At 28.1% G+C, this 3509-nt stretch carries 8 protein-coding genes; 1 reads left to right on the top strand and 7 read right to left on the bottom strand.

Annotated elements, in window-relative coordinates; all coding sequences use genetic code 11:
* Positions 1-112 precede the first annotated feature (112 nt).
* The 7 genes from WBG30_RS07755 to WBG30_RS07725 all read right to left on the bottom strand — a co-directional run bounded on the left by WBG30_RS07755 (position 113) and on the right by WBG30_RS07725 (position 2656).
* The gene (locus WBG30_RS07755; protein ID WP_424504071.1) at positions 113-349 is read right to left on the bottom strand and encodes a hypothetical protein; all 237 of its coding nucleotides are present in this window, start codon (positions 347-349) and stop codon (positions 113-115) included.
* Positions 350-368: 19 nt separating this feature from the next.
* A complete protein-coding gene (locus WBG30_RS07750; protein WP_424504070.1) occupies positions 369-542 on the bottom strand; it encodes a hypothetical protein in 174 nt (57 codons plus the stop codon).
* Positions 543-631: 89 nt separating this feature from the next.
* Entirely contained in the window at positions 632-853 is a 222-nt protein-coding gene (locus tag WBG30_RS07745) for a hypothetical protein (protein ID WP_424504069.1), read from the bottom strand.
* Between the two features lie 11 nt (positions 854-864).
* Positions 865-1662, bottom strand: a complete 798-nt coding sequence (locus tag WBG30_RS07740) for a hypothetical protein (protein WP_424504068.1) — start codon at positions 1660-1662, stop codon at positions 865-867.
* Entirely contained in the window at positions 1659-2120 is a 462-nt protein-coding gene (locus WBG30_RS07735; protein WP_424504067.1) for a hypothetical protein, read from the bottom strand. The genes WBG30_RS07740 and WBG30_RS07735 overlap by 4 nt, the downstream gene beginning before the upstream one ends.
* A gap of 10 nt (positions 2121-2130) precedes the next feature.
* Positions 2131-2403 (bottom strand): hypothetical protein, encoded by a 273-nt coding sequence (locus WBG30_RS07730; RefSeq protein ID WP_424504066.1) that lies wholly within the window; start codon positions 2401-2403, stop codon positions 2131-2133.
* 70 nt (positions 2404-2473) lie between these two features.
* Positions 2474-2656: a hypothetical protein gene (locus WBG30_RS07725; RefSeq protein WP_424504065.1), complete on the bottom strand. Its 183-nt coding sequence runs from the start codon at positions 2654-2656 to the stop codon at positions 2474-2476.
* Between the two features lie 139 nt (positions 2657-2795).
* On the opposite strand from WBG30_RS07725, the gene WBG30_RS07720 reads away from it, so the two are divergent.
* The gene (locus tag WBG30_RS07720; protein ID WP_424504064.1) at positions 2796-3269 is read left to right on the top strand and encodes a helix-turn-helix domain-containing protein; all 474 of its coding nucleotides are present in this window, start codon (positions 2796-2798) and stop codon (positions 3267-3269) included.
* The last annotated feature ends 240 nt before the right edge of the window (positions 3270-3509 follow it).

Genomic DNA, 3509 nt, shown 5'->3' with positions numbered 1-3509 from the left:
CTGTAGCTCTGTAAATTTTTTCTATTGTTCCTACTTCTAATAATTGTTTATGTTCCACTCTATCTCCAACTTTAAAATCCAATAACTTCCCTCCTAAATAAATTCTTATTTTCTATTTCATAAATTGGATTTTTATAACCCCACTTGCAAATGCACCGTATACTGCATAACATAGAAAGCAAAAAGAAAAAACTAAAGAAAAATATCCTATGACTGATGTTTTCTCATTCTTATGGTGGTCTATCTTATCCATCAATAGCCAAGTTGCTATAAAATGATATAATTCTAAAGCTATAAAAAAAAGCAATAAACTCCCAACAATTTCATACTGTCTAACTGTTAATACCATTTTATCCTCCATTTTTTAACTAATAGCTGTATTCCACTTCTTCCCCCAGTGAATAGGCATCTATTGCCTCATTCTCTATTTCATCTATGGTAGTTACTGTTTTATTTCTAAAAGTTAGTGTTTTTAGTTGTGGGATGATATTCCTGTAAAAATTATCCCAATCTTTTATTTTTCCTTTTATTTTTATTTCCATCTTTACCCCCTAAATTAAATACAAATAATCAACTTATGGTATAATTTAGTAGAACCATTTAGCGGTGGTTCGACTTTGTAGGAACACTCCTAATTTCTTCTATTTTCTTTGGTCGGATAAATTTTAGCTTTTAAGTGTTCCTCTTTTTTATTGGGTTTATAATTTTTTATTGCCCAAAATAGTGTGGTTTCTGTAATCCCTAAAGCATTACAATAAATCTCTACCTCATAATCCTGTATACCTTTTCTAAGCTCTGTAATCGTTATCCTAAATCTTTTTCGAAGTTCTTCAATTATTTTATTGGCTGTCATAGCATTCCCCCTTATATTCTACTTATTATTATTGCTTTAAAATCTTTGATAGGATTAATATTCCCTTCAGCTTTAATATCTTTTAATATATTTATAATAGCTTGTTTACCGTGTTGCTTTGCTAGTGGTACTAATATACTGGCTGTAACCATTGGAGAAAGCCCTATCTTAGCTACCGCTTTACTAACAGGTATTAATTTCATTGTTTCTTTTAATTGTTTCTGTAGATCACACTGGAGTTCTTTCTCTTGGTCTTTAGAAAGTGAAACGCAAACCCCTAAAGAGGGTATTTCTTTCTTGGTATTACTTTCAAGGTATTCTTTGTTAGGGTACTTTCTACCCTCACCCTTAGGGTACTTTCTACCACTACCCTTAGGGTACTTTTTACCCTCATGGTCGTTTTGGTCAGTATTATCAATGTCTACATCAAGGTCAAACAATTCTTTTAATTCCTTAGAAAATTTTATCAAAGAAAATGATCCAACTTTATTAAAATTAGTCTCCCCTTTTTCTAAATTTTTCTTACTAACTTTATGATTTAATCTTTCTATTAATCCGTGCTTAGTTATTTTTTTTAATCTGTTTTTTATCTGATCTACATTATCAAATATAAAACTCATATCTTCTTGAATAGTTTCATAATGTACCCAACTATAAACGTCCTGTCCTTTGCTATATGTTATTGACTTACTCCCTCCCATAAAATCATTTATTCTTCTAATAATTATAAAATCTTCTACAGTTAATTTATATTTTTTCTTTAAGTCAACCCATTTTTTAGTGTTCATACTTAAAAATTTTTCTCTCATAATTTCCCTCTCTTTTTCTTCATATTTTCTTCTATCAACCTTGTTTCTATCTTATTATTTTCTATTCTAAGCTTCTCACGACAACTCACTGCATAACTTAAGAGCCACTCTCTGTTATCATCGTCTAGCTTCTCATATTCGACTTCTAATAGATCTATCTCTTTTCTCTTCTCGATAAATTTTGTATTAAATTCTTCTATCTCTTTTTCTAAGTCTTGGACTCCTTCCCTCAAGGTTTCAAAGTTACTCAGCTCATATAATTTTTTTCTTTTTTTCTTAAAATTTTTCTGCATATCTTCATTCCATTTATTTAAATTGAAACTCTTTACCCTCCTAGCATCATCTATTTCATCTATTACTTTAGAGTGTCTTAGATGCTCCTCAAAGGTCATTACCTTTACCTGCATGTTCATACATCTTTCTAGTTCCAAAGATGCAGATGAATCTGGTCTACTCATATTTATCCTCCTATTTTTCAAAAATGTCCTTTTCTTTTATAAAAATTTTACAGTTTTTAAAAGGTGGATTCTTAGACATCTTGCAACCCTCACCAAAAATATACATTAACTTCCATAGAGGCATCTCATAACAACCATCATTGTCTAGTATTCTTTTTGGTTTAAGGTTTATAAATTCATTTCCATAAGATTCCAACTCTTTGTCATATTTTTTTAAAATCTCATAACCTTCTTTCGTGAGTTTGAATTTTACAGGATTATTTATGTTAAATGGTTTATACATTTTTTAATCCCCTCCTAATTAAATAAAATCCTTAAATTAAGCTTTAAAATAATTACAATTACAAGTGAAATTATTTTGTTAGGGGGTTTTCTTTAAGTTCTAGAATTTTTTCAATTTTTAATAAAATTTCTCTATTATTATTTTTTATATGATGATACATATTCTCACGAGAAATGCCTACTCTAGAAGCTAGTTCCGTAAGCGTCAAATCTTTTTCCAGAGCTTTTAATTTTACTAATTTTAATTTATCCATCTTAACCTCCTTTGCATTTACATTTGTAATTAATCGAAGTATAACCCATTTACTTTCATTTGTAAATGGTTTTTCATATAAAAATTTACATCTGTAAATTAAAAAAGTATAATTCTATTATAAACAAAGGGGTTGAGACATGAAAAAAAAATTTGATGTACCTGAAGAAAAAAGAAGAAAATTAGGTGAATTCATAAAAAAATTAAGATTAGAAAAAAAGTATGGTTTTAATCAATTTGCTTTAAAAGCACAAATTAATGTAGCTGATTTAAATAGACTAGAAAAAGGTGAAAAGAAAAAAATAAACGCTTATCAGCTAATGAATATAGCTTCTGCATTTAAAATAGACTATAAAAAATTATACAAAATGATTGGTTATATGGAGAAAGAAGATTTTAATACAAAGAATGAAATTGAAAAAGTAAATGAGAATACTGAACTTTCTGTATTCACTGAGTTAGTTAATAGCCTTCCTAAAGATGATATGAAAAAAATGTTACAAGAGTATTTAGAAAAAAAAGAATTGGAAGCCTATAAAAATGGAACTTTTGAAGAAAAAAAGGAACATTTTGATTTAATAAAAAAAGCAATAGAAAATGGTGTAGAAGAATAATATGTCGACATATTAAATATGAATTATTTAGTTAATTCTTTTAATGCTTTTAACAAATCTTTAATCTTAATTTTCTTGGTACTCATAACAGTCCCCCCACTTTCTTATTGTGATAGTGGCCACAGGGATATTATACAGGAAAAGTAAATTTAATTATAATTAACAGGGGGAGAATATGAGCAAAATATTTGATAAAATTGATGTGATTTTAACTTTTTCAAATAAAGTATGGGGTGATGA

Origin of the sequence: Psychrilyobacter sp., from assembly GCF_049671765.1 — a bacterium.
GTDB lineage: Bacteria > Fusobacteriota > Fusobacteriia > Fusobacteriales > Fusobacteriaceae > Psychrilyobacter.
Note: the sequence above shows the minus strand (reverse complement) of the source record. Positions and strands in the feature narration are given on the sequence as shown.